Here is a 25,731-nt window from a genome sequence, read left to right on the forward strand (position 1 = left end):
GCACGTCTGAACATCCTTCCCGCTGCGCCAAACGGCACAGCCATCAGATGTCCATCAAAGCGGGGGAACTCCATTTCGTTTCGGCTCGCGTGATCGCGAGGTAGATGAGTTTGGTGGCGGCTTGCTCGTCGGGGAAGTGGCGTGGACCCCGTGCGTGTTGTCACTTAGGCCGCTGGGATAGCTGGTTGTCGTGATCCTGCCAGGTGCCGGCGACCTGCGCCGGCGTCTTGTAGGCGAGCCCGGAGTGGGGCCGGTGGTGGTAGGCCTCGATGTAGGCGCCGATCTTCGCTCGGGCTTCGTCGAGGGTCTCGAACTCCTCGCGCCAGACGCAGCGGAGCTTGAGCTTGCCGAACCAGGACTCGATACCCCATGCGGGGCACAGGTGAACGCCTGGGACTCCGGGTCGCGGTAGCCGCCACGGCGGTGCGTGATCTCGTGCTGCGCGAGCCGCGCGCGGAACCGCTTGCTCGTGAACGCGGTCCCGTTGTCCGTGCCGAGCGTGAGCGTTCCCGCGGGAACGCCCCGGGTGGCGACGGCGGCGTCGATGACGGCGATCGCCTCGTCGGCGCGACAGCGAACGTCCAAGGCCCAGCCGGTGATCTCCCGGGTGCAGCAGTCGATCATCGCGTTGAGGTAGGTCCAGCCGTGCTCGGCGACCCAGATCGAGGTCATGTCCAGGTGCCAGAGCTCGTCTGGGCGGGTGACCTCGAAGTAGCCCGGGCGCTTGCGGCGGCCCTCGGAGCGCTTGGGCTGCAGCAACCGGTGCTCACGCATCAGCCGCTGCACCCGCTTGCGATTGACCGGCTGCTCGTTCAGGCGCTGCGCCGTCAGAGCAGCGACCATGCGGGTGCCGTCGGTCGGGTTCTCCCGCGCGACCTCGAGCACCGCGCGGTCGACCTCGTCCAGCGGCCGGCGCTCACCTTTCGGCGGTCGGGTCGGCCGTCGGTAGATCGCCTGCCGGCTGATCTGCGCGACCCTCGCGACCAGGGCGGCGGGGCGGCCTTGCGCGACGAACTCGCGGGAACGGGCGACGCGCATGCTCACTCCGATCCCCGCAAGAGTTCCCCCGCCTGTGCCCCGAACGGGGTGCGACCTCGACCTCCATCGTCTTGCGCCCGAGCGCGCGTTCGAGCTTGGACACCTGCGAACGCAGCTCGTCCAGCTCGGTGCGCTCAGCCTTGGCCGACAGACGCTGCGCGCCGGCCGCGAGGAACTGCTCACGCCAACGGCGCAGCAGCGTCTCGGAGATGTCGTGCTCGCGGCACAGCTCCGCGATCGTCTTCTGGCCCCGCAGCGACGCGAGCACGAGCTCGGTCTTTTGCTGCGCGGTGAACTTCCGGTACTTGCGGGTCTCGCCCATCAGGTCCTCCTCGGAGGGGTGTCGGGCGGCCATGCTGCGAGGTGCGCCGGACGGGATCGCCACTCGGCTCGGCCTACGGCCTCGCCTTCGTGACGACCCCGTCCGGGGGCTCATTCCTCACAGCTCAGGTGTCAACACGATCTCGGGGTCCACGCCAAGACCCACCACGGACCGCCCGCAGCTTCGAGATCTCCGTCAGCAACGTGCTCAAGCTGACATTCCCCGGGGCCGAACGGATCAGCGAGAACACACCGTCGCCGTCATCCGTGCCGCCGAGCAACGCGTCGAGACGATCCTCGGCGTCAGGCCCGATTCGCGTGGTGATCCGCGAACAGAGCGAGTTCTCCGAGCGATGCAGTGCGGACCGAACCAGACGGTCGACCTGTTTCCTCGAGGGCGGCTCGATCGACTCTGCCAGCATCCGGCCCGCCAGCTCGTCACGCACGCGAGAAGGTTCCCGTTCGGCCTCGCACACGCTCACCGCGAGCCAGCCCGCCAGCCGCTCCACGTCGCTCGCCGAGCACTCCCGGAACCCGAGATGCGCACGGATCTCGCTGCGGTGTCGCTTCGCCGAGCGGCCCGACCACGCGTACTCGTCAAGCTGCGAAGCCGTCGCGTCAACCTGACGCGCTACGAACTCCACGATCTCGGAGTCGAACTCCTCGCGGCCGTCCGGAAACCGGCCGTGAGCGAGGAAGAACTTCAGCTGCAGCGCGTAACCGAGCCGCGTGCCCTCGTACTTGCCGTCGACGAGCTCGCGCTCCGCCTCCAGCAACGTTCACGTCGCAACAAGCTCGTCAAGGCCACCAAGATCGGACACCTCGCCGATACTGGCGACCGGGAGCCGGATCAGAGTTCAGGCGCCGACGAAATGGCACCAGAATGCACGATCGTTAGTACTGGGCCGACGCCGCCGGCCCGTCAGGGCCGCGGGCCGTGCGTGCGCAGCAGCACGACCGGGCCGCGCCCGTAGCGGCCGCGGCGCGCCGACGCGAGCAGCGCCGCGAACGCCTTGCCGGTGTAGACCGGGTCCAGGTGCACGCCGTGCTCGCCGCCGATCGCGATCGCGTTCCCGGCGGCCTCCGTGCCGACGCCGTAGCCGGGGCCGAGCTCGCTGCGGTCGACGACCACGTGGCCGCGGCCGAGCAGCAGCGGCCCGAGCCGCGCGCCGCGACGGCGCAGCAGCGCGCTTGTGCGCCGCGCGAGCCGCAGCATCTGCGGCTCGTCCAGGCGCAGCGTGTCGTTCACGACGACGGCGTGGACGCGGGTCCGCAGCCCGGCGAGCGCGAAGCCGAGCGCGAACCCCGCCGCCGTGCCGCCCGTGCCGACCGCGCAGACGACGTGCGAGGGCTCGGGCAGCTCCCCGGCACGGACCTGGGCGGCCAGCTCCAGCGCCGCCTCGACGGTGCCGAGCACGCCGACCGGCGAGGAGCCCCCGGCCGGGAACACGTACGGGCGCCGGCCGCCGGAGGCCGCCGCGTGGTGGGCGAGCACGACCGGCAGGGCCGCGGCGGTGCGGGCCTTCGTGCCGGTCCGGTAGACGGACGCCCCCGACCGGCACAGCAGCCCGAACTGGCGCTCGACGTGCTCGTCCAGCGGCTGCTCGACGACGAGGACCGCGGCGCGCAGCCCGAGGTCGCGGGCGTAGAGGGCGGTCGCCAGGCCGTGGTTGGTTCCCAGCGCCCCGAACGTCACGACGGTGTCGCGGCCGCGGCGCAGCGCGTCGGGCAGCAGCCACTCGAGCTTGCGGACCTTGTTGCCGCCCCAGCCACCGTCCCCGTAGGCGCCCTCGTCCTTGATCCAGACCTCCGCGCCACCCGCCGCCAGGCCGTCGAGGCGCCGCACCGCGGTCGGCGCGGACCCGAGCCGCACGTGCGGCAGCGGACCGCCGGCCAGCTCGGGGAAGCGGTCGTGCAGGTGCGGTCCGGTCGCGTTCACGGGCCGAGCACCTGGGCGACGTACGGGTTCGTGAACACGCGCCCGGGGTCGAGCCGGTCCCGCACGGCGAGGAAGCGGTCGAAGTCCGGGTAGACCGGGCGCAGGTCCTCCGCGGTGCGGAAGTGGCGCTTGCCCCAGTGGGGGCGGCCGTCGAGCTCGCGCATGATCCCCTCGACGCCGCGCAGGAACGGCTCCCACGGCATGCCCTCGAAGACGTGCGACGCGATGTAGCAGGTGTCCCGGCCGCCGGCGGGGGAGAGGAACGCGTCGTCGCCGGCGACGAAGCGGACCTCGAACGGGAACGACACCGCGTGGCCGCCGTCCTGCACCAGCGCGCGCACACGCTCCAGCGCCGTGCGGCCGTGCTCGCGCGGGATCGCGTACTCCATCTCGGTGAAGCGGACGCTGCGCGGCGAGGCGAAGATCCGGTCGCTGCGGTCCACGCGCACGCTGGTGCCCGACGCGCGCGAGACCAGCCGGTTGATCGCCGGGATCCACGACGGCCGCGCCCGCGCGACCCGGTTGGCGACCCCGAACGCGCGGTTGACGAGCAGCTCGTCCTGCACGAACGCGGCGGCCCGCGACCGGGGCCGGGGCGGCTCGGTGGTCCGCGTGTTCGTCCGCGTGAGCGCGAGCGGGCTGTGCGGGAAGGTGAAGAACTCGAAGTGCTCGCTGCCGTCGGCGAGCTCGTCGAGCCGGGGGAGGACCTCGGCCAGCGGCATCGGCGTGTCGACCCCGCGCAGCGTGAACGCGGGCACGACACGCACCGTCACCGCGGTCACGACGCCCAGCGCGCCGAGCGACACGCGCGCCGCCCGCCAGCCGTCGGGGTCCGACGCCTCGTCGAGCTCGACGACCTCGCCGTCCCCGCGGACGAGCTCGATCGCGTGCAGCGCGCTGGAGAGGTTGCGCAGCCGGGCGCCGGTCCCGTGCGTCCCGGTCGCGGTCGCCCCGGCGATCGACTGCACGTCGATGTCCCCGAGGTTCTCGAACGCCAGGCCGTGGGCGGCGAGCGCCTCGCTGCACGCGTTCAGGGTGATCCCGGCCTCGACGCGCACGAGGCCCGCCTCGCGGTCGACGTCGAGCACGCGGCTCATCCGCTCCAGCGACAGGAGCGTCCCGTCCGTGACCACGCACGGCGTGAAGGAGTGGCCCGCGCCCGCGACCCGCACGACGCGCCCGGCGGCCGCCGCCTCCCGCACGAGCCGCTGCACCTCGGCCACCGAGGTCGGCCGGGCCAGCACCGCGGGGCGGCAGGTGTGCTCCTGCGACCAGCTCGTCCACGTCTCGGACATCCGCCGCCCAGCGTATCCGGCCGGTGAACCGGCCTTGCGCGCGCCGTCGCGCCCGCTCTAGGCTCGCGCCCGTCCGCCGCCCCCCGGGTCGGGGGCGGCCCGTCCCAGGAGAGCCCGCATGTCCCAGGTCGTCCGCACGCGCCGCCGTGCCGCCCTCGCCGCCGTCGCCCTCGCGCTCGCCGGTCCCGCCGCGGCCGCCCCGTCGGCGCTCGCCGCCCCCGGGGTCGGCACCCCGACCGTCGTGACGGTCGGCGACTCCTACATCTCCGGCGAGGCGGGCCGCTGGGCGGGCAACTCCAACGCGAGCGAGAGCCGGCACGACGCGCTCGGCGCCGACGCCTACTGGGACAACGCCACGAGGACCGGGGAGCAGATCGACCGCTGCCACCGGTCCGAGAGCGCCGAGGCGTTCATCGGCGGCGGCGTGCGCGGGGTCAACCTCGCCTGCTCGGGGGCGCGCACGGCCACCTACACCGACGGCGACGGACGCTTCAAGCCCGGCCTGGACTTCTTCCTCTCGGGAGCGAGCAAGGGGCAGGCGCGGATGCTCCAGGAGACCGCGCAGGCCGACAACGTGAAGCTCGTCGTCGTCTCGATCGGCGGCAACGACTTCGACTTCGCCTCGATCGTCCAGACCTGCGTCACGAACTGGGCGACCTCGCCGACCTGGTGGAAGGACTACTGCAACGACGACTCGTCGGTCACCGCGAACTTCACCGCCGCGAACGTCGCCGCCCAGCGGTTGAAGATCCGCAACGCGCTGCTGAACCTCCGCACCGCGATGAGCAACGCCGGCTACAGCGCCTCGCAGTACACGATCCTCGTGCAGAACTACGGCTCGCCGATCCCGGCGGGCAGCGGCTTCCGCTACGGGGAGAGCGGCTACGGGCGCCAGTCCACCGGCGGCTGCGGGTTCTGGAACGCGGACGCGAACTGGGCCAACGCCACGGCCCTGCCGACCATCAACGGCGCCGTCTTCGGCGGCGCGGCCGACGCGGGCCTGAGCAACCTCCGGACGCTCGACGTGTCGAGCGCGTTCAACGGCCGCCGGCTGTGCGAGAACACCGTCGGGCTGGTCGAGGAGCGGGGCCTGGCGAGCTGGGCGTCCCCCGGCGCGGTGGACCAGACCGAGTGGGTCAACCAGATCCGCACGGTGTCGACGATCAACTCGAACTACTTCATCCAGGAGTCGCTGCACCCCAACTACTGGGGCCAGCTCGCGCTGCGCGCCTGCGTCCGGCTCGCCTACAACGGCGGGACGCCGCGCTCGGGCCGGTGCACCCGCGCCGCGAACGGGCTGCTGGCCGGCGAGCCGCGGATGGCGCTCGGCTGAGCCCGCGCCGGCCCGTCAGTCCCGGGCCGGGCCGAGCACGGCCGGCTCGGCGCCGCGGAGGGCGTTGACGATCAGGATCTCCGCGGCGTCGCGCAGCTCGCCGAGCGGCAGCGGACGCTCGGCGATCGCCTCGCCGATCTCCTGCAGCTGGCGGATCGAGCGGGCGCGGGCGATGCCGGGCAGGATCCGCCCGTCCAGCGGCGGCGTCACCCAGCTGCCGTCGGCCAGGCGCGCGAGCACGCTGGAGCGCGCGGCCTCGAGCACGAGGCCGTCGAGGTCGACGGCGAGCGGCAGCGACCCGGGGTCGCGTTCGGCGAGCGCGTCCCACAGCCGCCGGTCGGCCCACTTGTGCGGGCCGAACCCGCCGGGCACGACGACCGGACCGAGCACGACCGGGGAGGGCGCGGCGGGCGGCAGCGGCGTGCAGACCGCGTGGGAGGCGAGCCGGCCGGTCAGGCCGGGCACGACGTCGATCCGCAGCCGGGCCTCGCCGGCGGTGAGCCCCGCGGTCGCGATCGCGGCGCGGGCCGCGGCGACCAGTGGCCGGAACGCCACGGCGTCCCCGTAGAGCTCGAGCGTGCTGGCGGTCAGGCGCGCGAGGTGCTCGTCGAGGTCGACCGCGGTCCCGTCGCGGACGAGGATCGTCTCGAACACGCCGCGTCCCGGCTCGGGCCGCGGCAGCGGCACGGGCGCGCGCCGGTCGGGCGCGATCCCCGCGCCCGGGGGCGGGGCGGGCGTCGCGTCGGCCGCGAACGGCGGCGACCCGATCGCCGCGAGCAGCGGCGCGGCCTTGTCGGCGGCCTCGGTCGCCTCGCCGGCCCCGGTCGAGTCGGCGACGATGCCGCCGCCGACCCCCAGCCAGATCCGCTCGCCGCGCGCCTCGAACGTCCGGATCGCGACGTTCAGGTCGAGCCCCGCGAGCGGGCCGGCGAGCCCGATCGCCCCGGTGTAGGCCTCGCGCCCGGTGCTCTCCAGCTCGTGGATCACCTGCATCGCCGCGACCTTCGGGGCGCCGGTCACCGAGCCGGGCGGGAAGGTCGCGCGGACGAGCTCCGCGTCGCCGACGCCGGCGGGCAGCTCGCCGCGCACGTCGGAGACGAGGTGCCACACGCCCGGGGCCTCGCGCGGCTGCGCGAGCGCGCTCACCCGCACCGTCCCGGTCGCGCACACGCGCCCGAGGTCGTTGCGGACGAGGTCGACGATCATCACGTGCTCGGCCCGGTCCTTCTCCGCGCTCTCGAGCTCCTCCCGGGCCTCCTCGTCGGCGACCGGGTCGGGCCCGCGCGGCCGCGTCCCCTTGATCGGGGAGCTCAGGACGCTGCGGCCGTGGCGCTCCAGGTACAGCTCGGGGGAGAGCGAGGCGACGACGCCCCACGGCCCCTGGACGTAGGCGGCCTTGGCGGGGCGCAGCGCCGCCCACGCGCGCACGAACACGTCGAGCGCGTCGCCCTCCAGCCGGCCGTCGAGCCGCTGGCAGAGGTTCGCCTGGAAGAGGTCGCCGTGGCGGATCCGCTCGACGCAGGCGGCGACCGCGGCGGCGTGCCCGGCCGCCGACGGGGTGGCCCGCCAGGTGCCGGTGCGGACCGGGCGGGGCCCCTCGTCCTGGGCGACCAGGGCGGCCGCTCGCGCGCGCAGGTCCGCGAGGCGCTCCTGCAGCGCCGGCTCGCGGTCGGGGGTGACGAGCGCCTCGAACCACCAGTCGCCGGCCGCGTCCTGGCGCAGCACGTGATCGTGGTAGGCGAGCGCCGCCCCGGGCAGCGGGACCGGTCGCGGCGGCGGGCCGCCGACCGGCTCCAGCGCGCGGCCGAGCGGGTAGCCGAGCAGGCCGAACCAGCCGCCGCCCACCGCACCGGCCGGGGCGTCGCCGGCGGCCGTGACGGCGGGCAGGTCGTCCAGGGCGGCGAACGGCTCGGGCGCGTCGACGGCGACCCGCAGCGGCGGGCCGGGCGCGAGCACCGCGCGGGACCCGCCCGCCCACGAGCCGAGCAGGGCGGTGGCGCCGGTCCGGCCGCGCAGCAGCAGCGGCGACCGCCAGGTTTCCAGGGCGACGCCGAGCGGGGCGACCAGGAGCTGCGCCGTCGCGGCGGGACCGGGGGACACGCCGGGCATCATGCCGCGCCGCGCGGGCCGGCGGCGGACCGCGCCGGTACTGGTTGCGTGGCCAGAGTCTCGTCGGCTAGGCTCGCCGCGCGCCACGGAGCCCGCCCTCGACCCGAGGGCGGGGGCGCGGGAGAGGGATGTGGGAGAGAAGCGTTCATGGTGCGCGGCCTAGCTGATCGCGCGTTCCTGCCCCTGCGGGAGTTCATCGAGACGATCGGCTCGATGGGCATCCTCACGGGCAAGACGATCGTCTCGGCGGTCCGCCCGCCCTACCCCTACGGCGGCGAGTTCGTCTCGCAGTTCCTGTTCGCGCTGCGGCTCTGCTGGTTCCCGATGATCGTCGCGTCGATCGCGTTCACCTACGGGCCGTCCGGCATCCAGGCCGCGAACTTCCTCAACCTGTTCGGGGCGCTCGACCGGCTCGGCGGGCTGTTCGTCCTCGCCGTCGTGCGCGAGTTCGCGCCGCTGGTCTGCGCGATCGTCATGGCGGGCGTCGCCGGCACCGCGATGTGCGCCGACCTCGGCGCCCGCAAGATCCGCGAGGAGCTCGACGCGCTCCAGGTGCTCGGCGTCGACCCGATCAAGAACCTCGTCGTGCCGCGCTTCCTCGCGCTGATGCTCGCGACCGGCATGTTCAACGTCTACGCGCTGATCTTCGGCACCTTCGGCGGCGTCCTCGTGACGCTCTCCAACGGCGCCCCGGTCGGCGCGTTCTTCGCCACGTACTTCACGAACGCGACGACGACCGAGCTCTGGGGCTCGCTGCTGAAGACGACGCTGTTCGGGGCGATCATCGCGATCGTCTGCTGCTACAAGGGCCTCACCGCCAAGGGCGGCCCCGAGGGCGTCGGCCGCGCGGTCAACGAGGCGGTCGTCATCGCGTTCCTCGGCATCGGCGCGTTCAACTACGTCTTCACGCAGACGCTGCTGGCCACCCACCCGGAGCTGTCGGCCGTCCGATGAGGACCCTCAACGACCGGATCTTCCTGCCGTTCGGCGTCTGGCTGCGGTTCGCCGGCCGCGTGATGGGCGACGTCTACTCGCTGAAGGTCATGCGCTTCTTCGGCGAGGCGCTGCGGCAGGCCGGGATCCTCGTCGTCGGCTCGGTGCTGATCGTCCTCGGGCTCGTCTTCATCCTCGGGCTGCAGTGCGGCATCGAGGGCGTCTACGGCACCCGCGCGGTCGGGTCGCCGTCGACGGTCGGCGCGTTCACCGCGCTGTGCGACCTGCGCGAGGTCACCCCGTACGCGTTCGGCTACATGATGGCCGCGAAGGTCGGCACGGGCATGGTCGCCGAGCTCGGCTCGATGCGGATCTCCGACGAGATCGACGCGCTCGAGGTCATGGGCTTCGACTCGATGCTCTACCTCTGCGCCACCCGCCTGCTCGGGATGTGGCTCGTGCTGCCGTTCGTCTACATCATCGCGGTGGCCGCCGGGTTCCTCGGCTCGTACATCGCGGTCGTCGAGCAGATCGCCGAGGTGTCGGCCGGCGGCTACTTCCAGATCTTCTGGCAGTTCCAGAACCCCGTCGACCTCCTGTACTCGGCGATCAAGGGGATGCTGATGGCGACCTTCGTCGTCCTCGTCGGCGTCTACTACGGCTACAACGTCACCGGGGGACCCGTCGGCGTCGGCCGCGCGACCGCGAAGTCGATGGTCATGAACATCTTCGGCATCCACATCATCGGGATGCTCGGCACGCAGGTGTTCTGGGGCGGCAACCCTCGAGCCCCGATCGGCGGGTAGCGCGGACGCGTGCGGGGCCTGCCCACCCAGCGCATCGCCGCGGTCGCGGCGCTCGTCATCGCCCTCGCGGTCGCCGCGGTCGTCCTGCTCGGCGGCAGCGGCGACTACGTCGTCAAGGCCCGCTTCGTCGACGCCGGCCAGCTCGTCAAGGGCAACCTCGTGCAGGTCGCCGGGCGGCCCGTCGGCAAGGTCACCGACATCGACCTGACCGACGACAACCAGGCCGAGCTGACGCTCACGCTCACCGACGACGGGGTCAAGCCGCTGCACCGCGGCACCGTCGCGCAGATCCGCCTCGTGGGCCTCTCCGGCGTCGCCAACCGCTACCTCGAGCTCGACCCCGGCCCGTCGAGCGGCGAGGCGATCCCGGACGGCGGCGTCCTCTCCCAGGACGAGACGCGGCCGGTCGTCGACCTCGACACGCTCCTCAACGCGCTCGACGCGAAGACCCGCGGCAAGCTCCAGAACATCATCAAGGACGGCAGCGAGATCTTCGAGGGCACCGCCGCCGGGGACGCCAACCGCGCCACGCAGTACCTGAACCCCGCCGTCGGCCAGGGCCGCGCGCTCGCCGAGGAGCTCGCGTTCGACACGGCGGCGGTCGGGCGGCTCGTCACCACGGGCGCCGCCGTCACGAAGGTCCTCGCCAACCGCCGCGACGACGTCGGCGCCGGCATCACGACCACGGCGCGGGCGCTGCGGTCGATCGCCGACGAGCGCGGCGCGCTGCAGGACGCGCTGACCCGCGCGCCCGCCGTCCTGCGTCAGGCGCGCCGCACCTTCGCCACGACCGACCGCACGCTGCGCCAGGTGCGGCCCGCGCTGCGCGACCTGCGCCCCGCCGCCGCCCCGCTCGCCGACGTCCTGCGCGAGCTGCCCGGCACCGCGCGCCAGGCCCGCCCGGTCCTCGACGACCTCACCGCGCTGCTGCCGTCGCTGCGCACCGTGCTGCGCGCCGCGCCCGCGCTCGCGTCCGTCGCCGTCCCCGCGGTCGACTCGACGACCACCGCGGTCCGCGGCGCCGCCCCGATCTTCACCGGCCTGCGCCCGTACACCCCCGACCTCGTGCTCGGCCTCTTCAACGGCCTCGGCGGGCAGGCCGCCACGAGCTACGACGCCAACGGGCACTTCGCCCGCATCGGCTTCGCGACCGGCGGGCCGACGCTCACCGGCCTGCTGAGCCCCGGTCCCGGGATGGGGGCGCCCGGCGTGCGCTCCGGCGTCACCGCCCGCTGCCCGGGCGCGGCCGCCGACGCCGCCCCGGACGGCTCGAGCCCGTACGTGCCCGACGAGTCGATCTGCGACCCCCGGAGCAGCCGGCCGTGAGCGCGCTCGCCCGCACGATCGCGGCCGGCACGGGCCCGCGGCGCCTGCTCGCCCTCGGGCTGCTCGCGGCGCTCGCCGCCGTCGGCGTCGCGCTCGCGCTCGGTCCCGCCCGCTCGGGAGCGGCGGACGGGGCGCAGTACCGCGTCAACGCGATCTTCGACACCGCCAAGGGGATCATCCCGGGACAGGTCGTGAAGATCGCCGGCGCGCGCGTGGGGACGGTCGACGACGTCACGCTCACCGACGACTACCGCGCGCGGATCGAGATGTCGGTCGACGGCCGCTTCGCGCCGTTCCGCAGCGACGCCGCCTGCGACATCCAGCCCGAGGGCCTGATCAGCGAGCGGTTCGTGCAGTGCGACCCCGGCTCTCCGGACGGCCGCGAGCTCGGCGAGGAGGACGGGGTCCCGACGGTCCCGGTCACGCGCACGAAGGTGCCGGTGGCGTTCACCGACCTCTTCAACATCTTCGACCTCCCGGTCCGGCAGCGGTTCTCGATCGTCGTCAGCTCGCTCGGGCTCGGGCTCGCCGGCCGGGGCACCGACGTCAACGACGTGCTGCGCCGCGCGAACCCGACGCTCGGGCTGCTGCGCCAGGTGCTCGACCGGCTCGACCGCGACCGTCGCGACCTGCAGGACGCGGTCTCGGCGACCGACCGCGTCGTCGCCGACCTCGCCCGGCGGCCGGAGCGCGTCGGCGACTTCGTCGACCGGGCCGCGGCGGTGACGCAGCGGACCGCGAACCGTCGCAGCGAGCTGCAGGAGGGCATCCGCCGCCTGCCCGCGCTGCTGGACGAGACCGAGCCGACCGTCCGCCGCTTCGAGACCTTCGCGCGTGAGACGACGCCGCTGCTGCGCGAGGCGCGCACGACCGCGCCCGAGCTCGTGCGGCTGCTCGACCAGATCGCCCCCGCGGCCGCGGCCGGGCGGCCCGCGCTGCGCGCGCTCGGGCAGACCGCGGTGACCGGTCGCACGGCCGTCCGCAGCGCCCGGCCCGTCGTGCGGCTGCTGCGGACGTTCGCGGCCGCCGCCGGACCGACCGGCACGCAGCTCGCGAGCCTCGTGACGAACCTGCGCGAGCGCGGCGCCACCGAGTTCCTCGCGAAGTACGCGTACAACGCCGTCGGCTTCACCGGGCGCTACGACTCCTACGGCCACATCGCGCCCGCGCACGCGTTCTTCAACAGCTGCGCGTTCTTCGCCACCACGCCGACCGAGGCGTGCCGCGCGACGTACACGACCACCACGCCGCAGCGTGCCGCGAAGACCGCGCCGACGCGCGACGGCGCCCGCCGGCCCGCCGCGCGCCCGCAGACCGGCGAGGCCCCCGCCGCCGCGCCCGCGGCCCCGCAGCCGACCGCGACCCCGAAGCCCACGACGCCCGCGATCGAGCTGCCCGGCCTGCCGCCGATCCAGGTGCCCGGTCTCGAGAAGCTGCCCGAGCTGCTCCCGGGCATCCTCGGCGGCGGCAAGGGGTCCGGGTCCGGCGGCGGGACCGACCAGCAGACCACCGAGAGCCTCCTGGACTACCTGCTGGGATGACCCGCAAGCCCTCCAACACGACGTTCAGCCCGGGCGACCTGTTCGGCAACCCGATCCTCGTCGGGTCGATGATCCTCATCGTCACGATCATCGGCGTGCTGCTGTCCTACAACGCCAACAAGGGCCTGCCGTACGTCCCCGCCTACCAGATCTCGGCGATCGTGCCGGACGCCGCCGAGCTCACCGCGGGGGGCAGCGAGGTCCGGATCGGCGGCGCGCGCATCGGGATCATCAAGAAGATCGAGGCGCTGCCCGCCGACGGCCGGCTGCCCGCGCGCGCGAAGCTCGACCTCGAGCTGCAGAAGGACCAGGAGGGCCTGCCGGTCGACTCCGAGGTCCGCGTGCGCCCGCGGTCGATCCTCGGCGCGAAGTACCTCGACGTCATCCCCGGCCGCTCGGCGCGCGGCATCCCCGCGGGCGGCGAGATCCCGCTGCAGCAGGCGCAGCCGATCGTCGAGCTCGACGAGGCGTTCAACGTCTTCGACGACGAGACCTCGCGCGGCATCCGCGGCACGATCACCGTGCTCGGGGACGCGCTCGCGGGCCGCGGCACCGCGATGAACGAGGCGATCGCGGAGACCGGCGAGCTGCTGCCGCCCGCCCAGCGCGTGCTCGGCGTGCTCGCCGCGCGCGACACCGACCTCGAGGGCCTCGTGCGCGGCGTGTCCGGCCTGTCGCGCGCGCTGGAGCCGGTCGCGCCGCGGTTCGTGTCGCTGCTGCTGAACGGTGCGACGACGCTCGACGCGCTCGAGGCCGCCGGGCCGCAGCTCGAGCAGGCGATCGTCGAGCTGCCGCGCACCGAGATCGCCGCGACCCGGGCGCTGCGCGTCTCGCGTCCCGTCCTGGACGACGCCGCCGCGATCAGCACCGCGCTGCGTCCCGGCACGAAGCTGCTGCGCCCCGCCGCGCGCAGCCTGACCGCGGCGCTGCGCACCACCACCCCCGTGCTGCGGCGCGTCCCCGACCTCGCCGGACGGCTGCGTACGACGCTCGTCGCGCTGGACCGGCTCTCGCGCGACCCGTCGACGCCCTCCGCGGTCCGCAAGCTCACCACGACCGTCTCGACGCTCGACGGCACGCTGCAGACGCTGCTGCCCGCCCAGCAGACCTGCAACACGCTCGCGATCGTCCTGCGCAACCTCGGCGAGGTCGTCGCCAACGGCAACGCCGACGGCTCCGGCCTCAACGCCCTGTTCATGCTCGGGCTCGACCAGCAGCTGCAGAGCGCCGGTCCCGCCGCGACGCTCAACGCGAACCCGCGGCCGATCAACGACGCGACCGAGTGCGAGTCCGGCAACGAGCCCTACCGGCCCGGCCGCCACATCGGCAACCCCGAGGGCCGGCAGCCCGCCCGCACCGAGCTGACCGCCGCCCCGCAGGAGGCGACCGACCGGGCGCGCGCGGCCGGCCTGCTGGAGGTCGAGAAGTGAGGCGCTACGGACCGGACCACCGGATCCCGACGCCCGTTCTCGGGGCGATCGCGGTCGTGCTGTTCCTCGCGGGCGTGTACGGGGCGTTCACCAAGCGCGTCCCGTTCGTCGAGGGGTACCGCGTCAAGGCCGTCCTGCACAGCTCCAACGAGCTGCGCAAGGGCTCCCCGGTCCGCATCGCGGGCGTGGACGTCGCGAAGGTCGTCGACCTCGACCACGGGCCCGGGACGACCGCGATCATCACGATGGAGTTCAAGGACCGCGGCCGCCCGGTGCACACCGACGCCGAGCTGCGGATCCGCCCGCGCCTGTTCCTGGAGGGCGGCTTCTACGTCGAGCTCAGTCCCGGCAGTCCGAGCGCCCCGGAGATGCGCGACGGCGGCACGATCCCGCTGAGCGCGACGAAGCTGCCGGTGCAGTTCGACCAGATCCTCAGCGGCGCGTTCGACCGGCCCTCGCGCGACGCGCTCGCCGACGTCCTGGACGAGGCGGGGACCGCGCTGGCCGACGGCGGCGCCCGCGACCTCGGCCGCTCGTTCCGGCCCGCCGTGCCCGCCCTGCGCGACATCGCGATCGTGTCGAAGGCGGCGCGCGGCGAGCGCACCCACGACCTGTCGACGACGATCCGCTCGCTGTCGCGGATCACCGGCGCGCTGGCCGCCAACGAGGACGCGCTCGGCGGCCTCGTCACCGGCTTCGCCCGCACGTCCGGGGCGCTCGCCGCGGAGAGCCGCGCGCTCGGCGAGGGCATCCGCGAGCTCGACACCGTCCTGGCCACGGCGCCGCCCGCGCTGCGCGCGATCGACCGGGCGCTGCCGCCCACCGGGCGCCTCGCCCAGGACCTGCGGCCCGGCCTGCGCGTCGCGCCGCCCGTCCTGCGCGGCACCGTGCGGCTGCTGGACCAGCTCGAGCGCGCGACCCGGCCGGCCGAGCTGCCGGGCCTGATCGCCACCCTGAGGCCCGCCCTCACCGAGCTGCCGCGGCTGACCGACCGGCTGCAGACCCTGTTCCCGCTCGTGACGCCGGTCAGCGACTGCGTCCGCGAGCGCGTCACGCCGGTGCTCGAGACGAAGCTCGACGACGGCGCCCTCAGCTCGGGCCGGCCGCTGTGGCAGGACCTCGTGCACGCGATGGTCGGCCTCAACAGCGCGGCGTCGACCTTCGACGGCAACGGCCACCAGGTCCGCTACCTCGCGGGCATCGGCGACCAGGTCATCGGCAGCGGGGACATCCCCGGTCTCGGGCCGCTGCTGGGTGTCGGGCCGGAGCCGATCCAGGGCGTGCGGCCGCGCTGGAACGGGCCCGGGAAGTTCCCGCCGTTCCGCCCGGACCTGCCCTGCCGCGACCAGCCCGCGCCCGACCTGCGCGCCCCCGCCTCCGCGCCGACGGCGATGACCGCGCGGTCCGCCACCGGGGCCGAGCTGCGCCGGGCCGCGGCCGCCCGTCGCGCCACGCGCCGCGCGACGCCGACCCAGCTGCGGCGCACCGAGCAGCGGCTGCGCCGGGCCGCGCAGACGCGGCGGGAGGCGGGACGATGAGGCGCCAGCTGGAGCGCTACGGCCGCTGGCTGATCGCGATCGGCGTGCTGATGGCGATCGCCGCGGTGTGCGCCGGCTACATCCTCGTGAACCAGCGGCTCAGCCTGCCGTTCCGCGACACGTACACGGTCAAGGTCGAGATGGCGACCGTCCCCGGGCTGGCCCCCGGACTCGGCCAGCCCGCGAACGTCGCCGGGGTGCGCGTCGGCATGATCAAGGGCGTCGAGTTGCGCAACGGGCGCGCGATCGTCGCGCTGGAGATCGAGCGCGACAAGCTCCCGCGGGTCTGGGACAACGCGTTCGCCACGATGGTCCCGAACTCGCCGCTGAAGGACCTGCAGATGGAGCTGTTCCCGGGCCGACCGCCCGCGAAGGAGCTCCCCGACGGCGGTCTCGTGCCGATCGCGCGGACGTCCCCGCCGATCGACAGCGACGAGCTCACCAACGCGCTGGACCTCGACACCCGCCGCTTCTTCAACGTGCTCGTCGCCGGCTCCGACGAGGGGCTCGCGGGCCGCGGGGAGGACCTGCGCCGGCTGTTCGCGTCGCTCGGGCCGACGGCCGAGGACCTGCGGACCGTCAGCGGCGCGCTCGCCGAGCGGCGCCGCCAGCTGCGCCGCCTGGTCGGCAACCTCGCGATCCTCACCCGCCGCGTCGGCGAGCGCGACGTCGAGCTCGCGAAGCTCGTCGAGTCCGGCAACGCGACGGTCACGGCGCTCGCCGCCGAGGAGCGGGCGCTGCGCGCCTCGGTGCGCAAGCTCCCCGCGACCCTGCGCACCACGCGGCGCGCGCTGGACTCCGCACGGGACTTCAGCGCCGAGCTCGAGCCGGCCGCCCGCGCCCTCGGGCCCGTGGCGGCGCGCGCACCGGGGGCGCTGAAGGCCGCCGAGCCGCTCGTCCGCGAGGCGGTCCCGATCCTGCGCGACCGGCTGCGCCCGCTCGTGCGCGAGGCGCAGCCCCTGGCCCGGGACCTGGCGCCCGCGACCCGCTCGCTCAGCGCCGTCACGCCGTCCCTGACCACCGCGTTCCGCGGCCTGAACTACATCGTCAACACGCTCGCCCACAACCCGGAGGGCAAGGACGAGGGCTACCTGTTCTGGATCGCCTGGTTCGCCCACAACGGCATGTCGTTCATCAGCAACGAGGACGCCAACGGCGCCGCCTGGCGCGGGATGCTGCTGTTCGACTGCGCCACCCTCTACGCGTTCGACGGCATCGGGCCGCTGCTGTCCCAGCTCGGCGACCTCGCCCCCTTCTGCCCGAAGTAGCCCATGGGAACCCGACCGCCAGCCCTCTCGCAGATCGCCATCGCCGTCGTCTTCGCGCTCTCGGTGTTCGGCTTCACGCTGTTCGTCTGGAAGAGCTTCGGCGGCACCGTGCCGCTGGAGCCCAAGGGCTACGAGGTGCAGGTCCTGTTCGGCCGCGACGCCGCGCAGCTGACCTCCAACGCGTCGGTGCGGATCGCGGGCGTCCCCGTCGGCCGCGTCGTGCGGACCGAGCCGGTCGGGACCCGGATCCGGGCGACGATCGACCTCGAGCGCCGCTACGCGCCGCTGCCCGCCGACGCGCGCGCGATCGTCCGGGCGAAGACGCTGCTGGGGGAGACGTTCATCGAGCTGACCCCGGGCACGAAGGGCCGCACGCCGGTCCCCGACGGCGGCACGCTCCCGGCCGGCAACGTGCAGGCCGCGGAGGGCCTGGACGACGTCCTGGCGAGCTTCGACGCCCCGACCCGGCAGGCGCTCAAGGACTTCCTGGGGGACGTCGACACCGCGCTCGACGGCCGTGCCGACGACATCAGCGCGGTCCTCGGCAACGCCGCCCCGGCGGCGCGCGACCTGCGCCGCACCCTGGACGTGCTCGACGCCCAGCGTCCCGCGCTGCGCGCCCTGATCCGCGACTCGGCGACGACCCTGCAGACGATCGCCGACCGCGAGGGCGACCTGCGCGAGCTCGTCGTCGCCGGCGACGAGGTCCTCGACGCGACCGCCGACCGCAACGCGCAGCTGACGGCGACCATCCGCGAGCTCCCGGGGTTCCTGCGCGACGTGCGCAGCTTCTCCGGGGCGGTGGAGGACACGGCGCGGGAGGCGGCGCCGACGCTGCGGACCCTGCGCCCGGTCGCTCGGCAGCTGCGCCCGTCGCTGCAGGAGGCGATCCGCCTCGGGCCGAGCCTGCAGCGCCTCGCGCGCGGCATCGACCCCGTGGTGACCGCCGCCCGGCGCGGCCTGCCCGCCCTGACCCGGGTCGTGGACGCGGCGCGCCCGCTCGTCGGGGTGCTCGACCGCGCCGGGCGCGACCTCGTGCCGGTCGTCCGCTTCGTCGACGCCTACCGCGAGGACCTCGTGGCGGGCGCCGCGACGGTGGCGGCCGCGACGAACTACACGGTCCCCGGTCCGGGCGGCCGCCCCAACCGGGCGCTGCGCGTGCTCTCCCCGATCTGGAGCGAGGGGCTGCTCGGGGCCGAGAAGCGCTCGCCGACCAACCGCTACAACCCGTACCACGTGCCCGGTGGGCTCGGGAAGATCATCGACGGGCCGCTGGCCTCGTTCAGCTGCAAGCACACGTCCAACCCGGCGAACGCCCAGTCGGCCGGTGCCCAGGCCGCGCCGTGCCTGCAGTCCGAGCCGTGGACGGTCGACGGGCGGACGTCGCAGTTCCCGCGGGTCGAGCCGCTGTCGAAGTAGCGCGTGCGGGGCCGGCGACCCGGCCGCGCGTCAGGGGGCGAAGACGCGCGCCAGCGCGTCCAGCGTGCCGTCGAGCACGCGGTTGCGGACCTGGTCGACGACCGGTCCGCGGGCGAGCAGCCCGAGCGTGCGGCCCGGGTCGACCGCGAGGTCGTAGCGCACGCGGCAGCCGCTCTCGGTCGGCTCGACGGTGAAGCTCCCCTCGAGCTTCTTCACGTCGCTGCCCTTCTCGGAGGTCCAGCTCAGCGCGCGGGGCGCGTCGTAGCGGTAGCGGAGGTTCACCGACACCGTGCGGACCTTCGCGTCGATGGTCTGACGGGTCGCGAGCGGGCGCCCGTCCGGGCCGGTCTCGCGGACCTCCACGGCGCGGACGGTGCTCTGCCAGTCCGGGAAGCCGGCGGCGTCGGCGAGGTGCTCGTAGACGGCCGTCGCGTCGGCGGCGATCTCGATCGTGCGGGAGCCGGTGATCACAGGCGCAGCCTACGCCAGGCGGGCGCGGGTCGCGGCCCACGCGTCGCGCAGCACGGCGGCCGCGTGCGCGGGATCGACGCCGGCCCGGGCCGTGCGCTCGAGGTCGTACGCGGCCTGCTGCAGACGGGTCGCCCCGACGAGCATCGCCCCGCCCTTCACGCCGTGCGCCTCGCGCACGAGCGTCTCGTCGATCGTGCCGGCCGTGACGGCGGCCACGATCGCACCGAGCTGCCGGTCGGTCTCCTGCACGAAGCCGTCGACGATCTCGCGGGCGCCCTCCGGGCCGAAGTCCGCCTCGAGCTCGCCGAAGCGTCCGTCGTCGAGGACCGGGAGCCCGGCGATGTCCTGGGTCACGCGTGGCGCTCGCGGTCGGCCTCGCCGTAGACGTCGGGGTCCAGGGCCGCGGCGGCCTCGTCGCTGCGGCCGGCGTGCCGGCCGATCTGCGAGGTCGTGTGCTGGTCGCCGTGGCTGGCGTGCTCCACGAGCAGCGCCTCGGCGAGCTCGAAGCCCTCGGCCTCGCCGCCGCCGGCCTCCTCGACCGCGCGCCGCTCCTCGCGGCGGCGGGCCTCCAGGGCGTCGGACACCCCGCTCATCGGATGCTCGGTCATGGGGGGAGTCAACCGTGCCGGGGCGCCGGGTGCAACCGCGGGCGTCCACCCGCCGGAAACTGCGTCCGGCGACGCGGGTTTGGTCGCCCTGGCGAGCGGGAAACCACGGAGCGACCGGCCGATACGCCCGAGGGGGCGGGGCGCCGGCGGCCCTCGGAACGGTGTGCGCCCGGACCGGCGGGTGCGCCGGCGCCCCGCCCCCTCCCGCGTGCGCCGCGTCGGACCACGCGCGATGATGGGCGCCGTGCTCCGCGGCCCCGCCCTGCGCTTCACCCTGCTCGTCCTCGCCCAGCTGCTCGTCTTCGCGGCGGACGTGGTGATCGACGCGCCGGTGGTGCTGACGGGCGTCACGAGCGTCCCGGTGCTCGTGATGGCCCTGCTCGGCGGCCCGCGCGCGACGTTCGCGCTGGGGGCGATCGCGGTCGTGCTGATCCTCCTCGGGGGCGCGGTCGACGGCACGTTCCTGGAGGCCTCCAACGTCGTCCGGGCGGCGACCGTGACCGCGGTCTGCGTGCTCGCCGGCTTCGCGTCGCAGGCGCGGATGCGCCTCGAGGAGGACGTCGCGCGGCTCGCGCTGCTGGCGGCGGTCGGCGACGCCCGGCCCGGGGACGGCCCCCAGTCGGCGGCGGGCGTGCTGCTCGAGGCGCTCGCCCCGTCCTACGCCGACCTCGCGCGCGTCACGCTCGTGGAGACCGCGACGACCGGCACGACCCGCACGGTGGTGGAGCGCGGCCGGAGCCCCGACGACCCGGGGCCGACGCTCGTGCTGCCGCTGTCGGCCGCCGGGAGGCACGTCGGCACGCTCGAGCTCGTGCGCGGCGGCCGCCGCGCGCGCTTCGGCCGCGCCGACCAGCGGTTCGGCCGGGCGCTCGCCGCCCGCGCCGCGCTCGTGATCGAGAACGCCCGCCTCGTCGGCCAGCTGACCGCCGCGGAGGCCGAGCAGCGGCACGTCGCCCAGGCGCTCCAGCACAGCCTGCGCCCGCCCGAGGTGCCGGACATCCCCGGCGCGCAGGTCGGCGCCTACTACCGGGCGGTCGGGGCCGCGACGCAGGTCGGTGGCGACTTCTACGACGCCTACCCGCTGCAGGACGGCTGGCTGCTGGTCATCGGCGACGTCACCGGCAAGGGCGCGGCGGCCGCGTCCGTGACGGCGCTGGCGCGCGGCGCCCTGGAGGCGGCGGCCACCCAGACGGGCTCGGCGCTGCAGGCGGTCGCGCGGCTCGACGCGCTCCTCGGGCGCCGGGAGGAGCTGTCGCTGTGCTCGGTCGCGCTCGTGCACCTGCGGCTCTGCGACGCCCGCCGACGCGCCGAGGTGCTCCTGGCGGGGCACCCGCCCGTGCTGCTCGTGCGCGACGGGGCGGTCCGGCCGGTCGGGCACCCCGGGTCGCTGCCCGGCGCGTTCCCGGATCCGCGCTGGCGGGTGGAGGAGGTCGGGCTGCGCGAGGGCGACGCGCTCGTGCTGCGCACCGACGGCGTGACCGACGCGGTCGGCGCCGACGGGCGCCTGGGGGAGGAGCGCCTGCACGCCGCCCTGGAGGGGCTGCGTCCGGCGTCCGCCGACGCGGTGCTCGACCGCGTCCGGGCGGCGATCGACGGCCACACGGTGGGCACGCAGCGCGACGACACCGCGGTCGTCGCCGTGGTCGTCGGGCCGGGGCCGGCCGCGACGCCGCCGCGCCCGCGGCCGCTCGGGCCCGACGACCTGCAGCTCGTGCTCGACGGCACGCCGAGCTCGGTCGCGGCGGCCCGGCGCGCGGTCGAGGCGCACCTCGGCCCGCGGCTGACCGACGCGGAGCTCGCGGACGTGCGGCTGCTCGTCAGCGAGCTGGCGTCCAACGCGGTCCGCCACGGGGGGCGGGGGCCGACGGAGCTGACGCTCGGCTGCGACACGCGCGCGGTCCGGGCGATCGTCGTCGACCCGGGGAGCGGCTTCCTGCCTCCCGACCGCGACCTCGACGCGCCGGTCGAGGAGCCCACCGAGGGCGGCTACGGGCTCGCGCTCGTCGCGCGCCTGGCCTCCCGCTGGGGCGTCGACCGCGACGGCGGCACGCGGGTCTGGTTCGAGCTCGACCGCTGAGCGCCCGGCGCGCGGGCCCCTAGGCGGGCGGCGCGTCGACGAGCTCGAGGTGCGCGGCGACGCCCGTGGTCTCGAGCAGCTCGCGGACCGGGCGCGACCCGGCGACGCGGAACGGGACGCCCTGCGCGGCCCCGTGACGGTGCGCCTCGACGAGCACGCGGATCCCCGAGGAGTCCAGGAACGACGTGCCGAGCAGGTCGAGCACGAGGGCGGTCTCCCCGTCCTGGCGGGCGCCGAGGGCCTGCTGCACCTCCGGGGCGGTCGCGAGGTCGATCTCGCCGCGGACGGTGACGACGCGACTTCCGTCCTGGGCGCGGCGCTGCTCGAGGGAGAACGGGGGCGGTTCGTGCGGCGGCAGGGACATCGGTCGAGCGCGCGGGCGTCCGGTGCCCGCCGGGCGAGCATAGCGGGGACCCGGACGGTCGGCGGTCCGCGCCGGTGACGGCGCTCAGGCCTGCGTGGCGCGCAGCTGCTCGAGCGCGAGGTCGCGCGTGGGGACGACCGACAGCACCCCGTCAAGCCCGGTGATCGCGAACGTGCTCGCGGTCGTGGGCTCCGTGTTGACGATCGCGACGTCACCGCCGGCGGGCCGGACGCGCTTGGCGATGCCGATCAGCACGCCGAGACCGGTGGAGTCCAGGAAGCGCGTGTCGGTGAGGTCGATGACGATGCGGCGGGCGCCGCCCTCGATCGCCTCGGCGGCCGCGTGCTTGAGGTCGGGAGCGGTGAAGAGGTCGATCTCCCCGGCCACGGCGAGCACGTGGACGTCGTCGGGGAGCACCTCGGAGCGGAGGGCGAAGTCGAACATCGGACCGCCCCGACCTACCCGAGGGGCGGCAGGGGCAAACCGGGTGTCGGCGGGCTGCGCGCTCATGCCGCGAGCTGCGCCGGATGCAGGCTGAACGCCATGTGGACCTCGGTCGCGCCGTCCCGGCGGGTGATGTCGAACCGCTGGGCCATCGCGCCGATCAGCCGCAGGCCGGCGCCGAGGCCCGCCCCGGGAGAGTCCGGGCGCAGCCCGCCGCCCTCGTCGCGGATGACGACGTCGATCTCGTCGGCGTCGGCGGTCGCGTGGACCTCCATGAGGCCGACGCTGTCCGTGTGGTCCGTGTAGGCGTGCACGACGACGTTCGCGACCGCCTCCGTGACCGCCAGGGCGATCGCGCCGCGGGTGCGCTTGTCGGCGCCGCGGGTGGCGGCCATGCCGCCGAGCGCGTGGCGCACGACCGGCACGTTCTCGGGCACGGCACGGAGCCGCATCTCGAGATCGTGGTCGCCGACGGGTCGTTGCACACCCTCGGGATTCCCCCTGCGAGCGGCCCCAAACCCGCGAAAGTGCCGATGGCGCCTGCCTTTCCGGGACGTGGTCCGTCCGCGGAACGGTCTAGGGTGCTCCACCGGTCCCGGCCAGACGGGATTTCCACGCACACACCCTGGGCACCAATCTGGCGCAGGGAACCCATCAGCAGGAGGAAGAAACGTGAACAAGACTGAGCTCGCGCAGCACCTGGCGGAGAAGACCGACCTGGGTGCGGGCGACGCCAAGGCGGCGGTCGACGGCCTGACCGCGATCCTGTCCGAGACGCTGGCCCGCGGTGGCGAGGTCAACATCGCCGGCTTCGGGAAGTTCACCGTCGCCGAGCGTGGTGCCCGCACGGGTGTCAACCCGGCCACCGGCGAGAAGATCCAGATCAAGGCCTCCAAGGCGCCGAAGTTCACGGCCGCCAAGGCGCTGAAGGACGCGGTCAACGGGCGCTAGTCCCCCGTCGTACCGCGGTTCCGCGGGGCCGTCACGCCGTCGTGCGTGGCGGCCCCGTCGCGTTTCCGGACGTTCCGACCGGCTAAAACAACACAAACTCGACATGTTTTGTAGAGTTTGCGCCCGCGGTCCTGGGAGGGACCGCTTCACCACATCTCGGAACCCCCAGGAGACGTTCGCACATGGCAGGGAACATCCCCGCACGACGCGGGAGACGATGGGCCGCGGCTGCCGCCGCCGTCCTCGCCGCCGGCGTCCTCGTCCCGTCGACTGCGTCCTCGCAGCTGACCGGCGACAACGATCTGCCGATTAACCCCCAGTGGCTCGCCAACACCCTCGGCAACGCCACGAACATCGGCCAGGTCAAGAACAACACGATCCCCGGCGCCATCGAGCGCCGCGACAAGGCCGTGGCCGAGTGGAAGGCCGCGCAGGCCGCGTTCGAGCAGGGCAAGGGCAAGCAGCCCAGCCCGCTGGCCAAGCCGACCTACAACGTCGTCTGGTCGTCCAAGCAGAACGTGGCCGACGTCCACGCCGACGTCATCAGCAAGCTCGTCACCAACGCGACGGTCAACCCGCAGGGCCTCGCCGACCTGCTCAACCCGCAGTTCCTGCCGGGCCTCGACGGCTTCCAGGTCATCGACACCCGCAAGATCAACCTCGACGGGTCGGAGAACCCCGATTACGGCAGGGTCGTCAACTTCGTCCAGCTCCCGCTGCCCTGGGGCCTGGAGAACGAGGCGCACCACATGCAGTACGAGTGGGAGGACGGGGACCCGATCCTCGCCGGCTCGCTGTTCATCGGCACCACGCACGTCCTCGGCGCCGACGACATCCCGAACCTCAAGCTGCTCAACGAGATCGCGCCCACGGAGTACCCGGGCGGCACGATCGCCGACGCGTACGAGAAGGGGCCCGACGGCCGCTTCCTGCTGACGCTCATGGGCGGTCCGCTCGCGAACTTCGGCGGCTCCCCGGGCCAGCTCGTCACGTTCAAGCCCGACAAGGAGAAGGGCGTCGTCGTCGAGTCCGCGGTCTCCGCCGGCAACATCGGCGGCGTGCTCTCCGGCAATGCCGGTGGCGTCCCGGAGCCCTGCTCGGTCCGCGAGGCCCGCCCGCTGGGCACCTGCGCCAACCCGCACGGCATCCAGATCCGCAACGACCTCGGCTGGGGCCTGACCTCCGACTACGCCGAGCCGCGCGAGATCGTGCTCGACCCGGTCAAGACGGTCGACAAGTACGCGTTCCGCCCGACGATCCGCTCGTGGGACACCTCGAAGGCCGGCTCGCCGGTGCTCAAGGGCGTCGCCAACGTGCCGGACGGCCCGCTCGAGCCCGCCAACCGCGCGCACGAGCAGTACGGGATCATGGAGAACGCCAAGACCTACCCCGACGCCAGGAAGAAGTACGGCGGCATCGACTCCAAGGGCTTCTTCGCGGGCTCGATGTGCGGTGGCGGCGTGTTCTTCGTCCCGGACATCACCAAGGCGAAGGGCGACTTCTCCGACCAGGTCGTGCAGGTCTGGAACGACGGTCTGTCGATCATCCGCAGCGGTGACGGCGGCAACCAGAAGTTCTCCGACGAGCCCGGCGGCTGCGCCGGCGGTGCGTGGCACCAGGTGACCCCGAACAACAAGCTGCTGTTCCGGGCCGTCCAGGGCCGCAACCCCGCGTCGGACAACTACTTCGACCAGGGCCAGGCCAAGCTCATCTACGACATCGACATCTCGCCGGTGATCGAGTCCGCGCAGGACGGCACCGTCGAGTGCGACCTGTCGCGGGGCATCAAGCGCCTGAACCTCACGGGCATCCAGGTGTTCAACAAGCTCGCCAAGGGCGAGGTCGTCGCCGACTGCCCGAAGTTCGTCGACGCGCTGAAGGTCAACGACGTGACGTCCGGCGGCCCGCACTGGGCGGCCTTCGACAACCACTCGATCGACCAGAACGGCGTCCCGTGGCGTCTCACGTTCTCGAACTACTTCGTGTCGCGGACGGGCGTCGACGGTGACCACCGCCTCTACGCGGTGGACGTCTCGCCGGAGGGCAAGCTCTCCTACGACGACGCCTGGCGGGACGAGAAGACCGGCGCCCTGGGCGTCAACTTCAACCGCCGCAACTGGCCCGGCAACCCCGACGCGGGCTTCTACAAGCCGCACTCGGAGATCTGGGTCTGCCCGCCCGGCATCTGCCCGACGGACGCCAAGCCGGCCGTCCGCGCTGTCGCTGCCGCGAACACGAAGTCCTGCGCCAGCCGCCGGAACTTCACGATCCGCCTCGACAAGGTCAAGGGCCACCGCGTCCTCGGCGGCACCGTGACGGTGGCCGGGAAGAAGGCCAAGGCGGCCAAGCGCAACGCGAAGACCGGTCGCTACACGACCACCGTCGACCTGCGCTCGACCACGAAGAAGAAGGTCAAGGTCACGCTGCGGATCAAGGTCCGCAACCTGAAGACCGGCAAGACCCGGACGATCACCCGCACCCGCACGTACACCACGTGCGCCGTGAAGAAGTAGTCCCCGT

The 25,731-nt window shown here is 74.3% G+C and carries 24 protein-coding genes and 1 pseudogene; 12 read left to right on the forward strand and 13 right to left on the reverse strand.

The genetic code is table 11. The features are described from left to right. Positions 1-160: 160 nt before the first annotated feature. From C7Y72_RS24300 to C7Y72_RS21060, 6 genes and pseudogenes are all read right to left on the reverse strand, one after another. A complete protein-coding gene (locus C7Y72_RS24300; RefSeq protein ID WP_431844380.1) occupies positions 161-382 on the reverse strand; it encodes an integrase core domain-containing protein in 222 nt (73 codons plus the stop codon). A gap of 38 nt (positions 383-420) precedes the next feature. Next, positions 421-843, reverse strand: a pseudogene (locus tag C7Y72_RS24305) (transposase); the annotation flags it as partial. Positions 844-916: 73 nt separating this feature from the next. Continuing rightward, positions 917-1,423: a transposase gene (locus tag C7Y72_RS24050; RefSeq protein ID WP_158276980.1), complete on the reverse strand. Its 507-nt coding sequence runs from the start codon at positions 1,421-1,423 to the stop codon at positions 917-919. Positions 1,424-1,484: 61 nt separating this feature from the next. After that, a complete protein-coding gene (locus C7Y72_RS21050) occupies positions 1,485-2,135 on the reverse strand; it encodes a DUF4158 domain-containing protein (protein ID WP_107571185.1) in 651 nt (216 codons plus the stop codon). Positions 2,136-2,281: 146 nt separating this feature from the next. Beyond that, entirely contained in the window at positions 2,282-3,298 is a 1,017-nt protein-coding gene (locus tag C7Y72_RS21055; RefSeq protein ID WP_233243952.1) for a 1-aminocyclopropane-1-carboxylate deaminase/D-cysteine desulfhydrase, read from the reverse strand. Further along, positions 3,295-4,593 (reverse strand): D-arabinono-1,4-lactone oxidase, encoded by a 1,299-nt coding sequence (locus C7Y72_RS21060; RefSeq protein ID WP_107571186.1) that lies wholly within the window; start codon positions 4,591-4,593, stop codon positions 3,295-3,297. The genes C7Y72_RS21055 and C7Y72_RS21060 overlap by 4 nt, the downstream gene beginning before the upstream one ends. A 118-nt stretch (positions 4,594-4,711) precedes the next feature. On the opposite strand from C7Y72_RS21060, the gene C7Y72_RS21065 reads away from it, so the two are divergent. Beyond that, the gene (locus tag C7Y72_RS21065; protein ID WP_107571187.1) at positions 4,712-5,926 is read left to right on the forward strand and encodes an SGNH/GDSL hydrolase family protein; all 1,215 of its coding nucleotides are present in this window, start codon (positions 4,712-4,714) and stop codon (positions 5,924-5,926) included. 15 nt (positions 5,927-5,941) lie between these two features. On the opposite strand, the gene C7Y72_RS21070 is transcribed toward C7Y72_RS21065, so the two are convergent. Next, complete coding sequence (locus C7Y72_RS21070) at positions 5,942-8,026, reverse strand: aminodeoxychorismate synthase component I (protein ID WP_158276981.1); 2,085 nt, start codon at positions 8,024-8,026, stop codon at positions 5,942-5,944. A 222-nt stretch (positions 8,027-8,248) separates the two neighbouring features. Here C7Y72_RS21070 and C7Y72_RS21075 point away from each other — a divergent pair, with 222 nt between their 5' ends. The 8 genes from C7Y72_RS21075 to C7Y72_RS21125 are packed head-to-tail and all read left to right on the forward strand — an operon-like array spanning position 8,249 to position 18,296. Continuing rightward, the gene (locus tag C7Y72_RS21075) at positions 8,249-8,989 is read left to right on the forward strand and encodes an MlaE family ABC transporter permease (RefSeq protein ID WP_107571359.1); all 741 of its coding nucleotides are present in this window, start codon (positions 8,249-8,251) and stop codon (positions 8,987-8,989) included. Continuing rightward, complete coding sequence (locus C7Y72_RS21080; protein ID WP_107571189.1) at positions 8,986-9,774, forward strand: ABC transporter permease; 789 nt, start codon at positions 8,986-8,988, stop codon at positions 9,772-9,774. The genes C7Y72_RS21075 and C7Y72_RS21080 overlap by 4 nt, the downstream gene beginning before the upstream one ends. A 9-nt stretch (positions 9,775-9,783) precedes the next feature. Continuing rightward, on the forward strand, positions 9,784-11,100 hold the full coding sequence (locus C7Y72_RS21085; protein WP_107571190.1) for an MlaD family protein: 1,317 nt from the start codon (positions 9,784-9,786) through the stop codon (positions 11,098-11,100). Further along, complete coding sequence (locus C7Y72_RS23610) at positions 11,097-12,641, forward strand: MlaD family protein (protein WP_158276982.1); 1,545 nt, start codon at positions 11,097-11,099, stop codon at positions 12,639-12,641. The genes C7Y72_RS21085 and C7Y72_RS23610 overlap by 4 nt, the downstream gene beginning before the upstream one ends. After that, positions 12,638-14,071 carry an MlaD family protein gene (locus tag C7Y72_RS21100; protein WP_107571192.1) on the forward strand — a complete coding sequence of 478 codons (1,434 nt, stop codon included), beginning with the start codon at positions 12,638-12,640 and terminating at the stop codon, positions 14,069-14,071. The genes C7Y72_RS23610 and C7Y72_RS21100 overlap by 4 nt, the downstream gene beginning before the upstream one ends. Further along, positions 14,068-15,609, forward strand: a complete 1,542-nt coding sequence (locus C7Y72_RS23615; protein WP_158276983.1) for an MlaD family protein — start codon at positions 14,068-14,070, stop codon at positions 15,607-15,609. Before C7Y72_RS21100 ends, C7Y72_RS23615 begins: the two co-directional genes overlap by 4 nt. Further along, positions 15,606-16,877 carry an MlaD family protein gene (locus tag C7Y72_RS21120; RefSeq protein WP_107571195.1) on the forward strand — a complete coding sequence of 424 codons (1,272 nt, stop codon included), beginning with the start codon at positions 15,606-15,608 and terminating at the stop codon, positions 16,875-16,877. Before C7Y72_RS23615 ends, C7Y72_RS21120 begins: the two co-directional genes overlap by 4 nt. Positions 16,878-16,880: 3 nt before the next feature. After that, on the forward strand, positions 16,881-18,296 hold the full coding sequence (locus C7Y72_RS21125; protein ID WP_107571196.1) for an MlaD family protein: 1,416 nt from the start codon (positions 16,881-16,883) through the stop codon (positions 18,294-18,296). A gap of 30 nt (positions 18,297-18,326) precedes the next feature. Here the strand turns inward: C7Y72_RS21125 and C7Y72_RS21130 are convergent, their stop codons facing one another. The 3 genes from C7Y72_RS21130 to C7Y72_RS21140 are packed head-to-tail and all read right to left on the reverse strand — an operon-like array spanning position 18,327 to position 19,375. Next, positions 18,327-18,767, reverse strand: coding sequence for an SRPBCC family protein (locus C7Y72_RS21130; protein ID WP_107571197.1), 441 nt, complete (start codon positions 18,765-18,767; stop codon positions 18,327-18,329). A 9-nt stretch (positions 18,768-18,776) separates the two neighbouring features. Then, the gene (locus tag C7Y72_RS21135; RefSeq protein ID WP_107571198.1) at positions 18,777-19,121 is read right to left on the reverse strand and encodes an Hpt domain-containing protein; all 345 of its coding nucleotides are present in this window, start codon (positions 19,119-19,121) and stop codon (positions 18,777-18,779) included. Beyond that, positions 19,118-19,375, reverse strand: a complete 258-nt coding sequence (locus C7Y72_RS21140) for a hypothetical protein (RefSeq protein ID WP_107571199.1) — start codon at positions 19,373-19,375, stop codon at positions 19,118-19,120. Before C7Y72_RS21140 ends, C7Y72_RS21135 begins: the two co-directional genes overlap by 4 nt. A gap of 244 nt (positions 19,376-19,619) precedes the next feature. Here C7Y72_RS21140 and C7Y72_RS21145 point away from each other — a divergent pair, with 244 nt between their 5' ends. After that, positions 19,620-21,452: an ATP-binding SpoIIE family protein phosphatase gene (locus tag C7Y72_RS21145; RefSeq protein WP_158276984.1), complete on the forward strand. Its 1,833-nt coding sequence runs from the start codon at positions 19,620-19,622 to the stop codon at positions 21,450-21,452. 19 nt (positions 21,453-21,471) lie between these two features. Here C7Y72_RS21145 and C7Y72_RS21150 read toward each other — a convergent pair whose 3' ends face one another. The 3 genes from C7Y72_RS21150 to C7Y72_RS21160 all read right to left on the reverse strand — a co-directional run bounded on the left by C7Y72_RS21150 (position 21,472) and on the right by C7Y72_RS21160 (position 22,712). Beyond that, on the reverse strand, positions 21,472-21,816 hold the full coding sequence (locus C7Y72_RS21150; RefSeq protein ID WP_107571201.1) for an STAS domain-containing protein: 345 nt from the start codon (positions 21,814-21,816) through the stop codon (positions 21,472-21,474). An 84-nt stretch (positions 21,817-21,900) separates the two neighbouring features. Next, on the reverse strand, positions 21,901-22,260 hold the full coding sequence (locus tag C7Y72_RS21155) for an STAS domain-containing protein (RefSeq protein WP_107571202.1): 360 nt from the start codon (positions 22,258-22,260) through the stop codon (positions 21,901-21,903). A gap of 62 nt (positions 22,261-22,322) precedes the next feature. After that, complete coding sequence (locus C7Y72_RS21160; RefSeq protein ID WP_107571203.1) at positions 22,323-22,712, reverse strand: ATP-binding protein; 390 nt, start codon at positions 22,710-22,712, stop codon at positions 22,323-22,325. Positions 22,713-22,932: 220 nt separating this feature from the next. On the opposite strand from C7Y72_RS21160, the gene C7Y72_RS24055 reads away from it, so the two are divergent. Next, the gene (locus C7Y72_RS24055) at positions 22,933-23,211 is read left to right on the forward strand and encodes an HU family DNA-binding protein (RefSeq protein WP_233243953.1); all 279 of its coding nucleotides are present in this window, start codon (positions 22,933-22,935) and stop codon (positions 23,209-23,211) included. 182 nt (positions 23,212-23,393) lie between these two features. Next, on the forward strand, positions 23,394-25,724 hold the full coding sequence (locus C7Y72_RS21170) for a hypothetical protein (protein ID WP_107571204.1): 2,331 nt from the start codon (positions 23,394-23,396) through the stop codon (positions 25,722-25,724). Positions 25,725-25,731 lie beyond the last annotated feature (7 nt).

It is taken from the genome of Paraconexibacter algicola (assembly GCF_003044185.1).
GTDB classification, from domain to species: Bacteria; Actinomycetota; Thermoleophilia; order Solirubrobacterales; family Solirubrobacteraceae; genus Paraconexibacter; species Paraconexibacter algicola.